This is a genomic window from Pseudomonas defluvii (genome assembly GCF_001695625.1).
GTDB classification, from domain to species: Bacteria; Pseudomonadota; Gammaproteobacteria; order Pseudomonadales; family Pseudomonadaceae; genus Aquipseudomonas; species Aquipseudomonas defluvii.
The window spans coordinates 1-754 of the sequence record NZ_MBPN01000300.1; the positions used below are offsets into that span (position 1 = coordinate 1).

Here is a 754-nt window from a genome sequence, read left to right on the forward strand (position 1 = left end):
TTTACAGGCTCATCAGCCCAGCGCCGAACCGTACTTGCGGAAATTAGCGGCCCTTCGGCATAGGTTGAGCCTCTGTGTATGCGGAGTGTTCCCGTTTCTGGGCCGGTTGGATTTTCCACCGGGGAGTGATGATAGTAATCCGCACCATACCAGTCATTAACCCAGTCAACGGCGTTACCGGAAAGGTTATGAATTCCCAGGGGGTTGGGTACAAAACGGTCTACAGCAAAGGTCCGCGTTTCATCGGGGTGAGGAAAATTTCGCCCATAGTCCAAACCACCGTTATCGGTAGCAAAAAAAACATGCTGGCCACGGTTGCGAGCGGCATATTCCCACTGTGCTTCGCTGGGTAAATCCACTGGGTAACCACTCAGCTTGCCCAGCCAATTGCAGTAACCCTTAGCTTCATCCCAGCTTTTGGACGGCGCGGGGTTATTGGGTTCATACAGGAACTGTATGTCCTCACGCTTACGATCTTCTGCGTCATACAGTGGTTTACCTTGCGCAACAAAAAACAAGTCGAAATCTTTTATCGTGGTCTGAAATTTTGAAAGGTAGTAGCTGCTTAGCTTTACCGGATGAACAAAATCATCATCCCCATCCATGCTGATGTTGCACAACCGCTCGGGCTCAACTCCACACGGCCATTCGCACATATTGCTGGGGTCATAGTCACACTTCCACCCAAAATCCCCCATCTGAAACTCGCCGCCTTCGACAAACACCATATTGTCCAGCGACTGCACCACTGTGT

The 754-nt window shown here is 50.8% G+C and carries 1 protein-coding gene; it reads right to left on the minus strand.

The window, feature by feature from the left end; all coding sequences use genetic code 11:
* On the minus strand, window positions 1-754 hold a 754-nt coding region (locus EKA13_RS27430; protein WP_100250169.1), incomplete at both ends, for a formylglycine-generating enzyme family protein.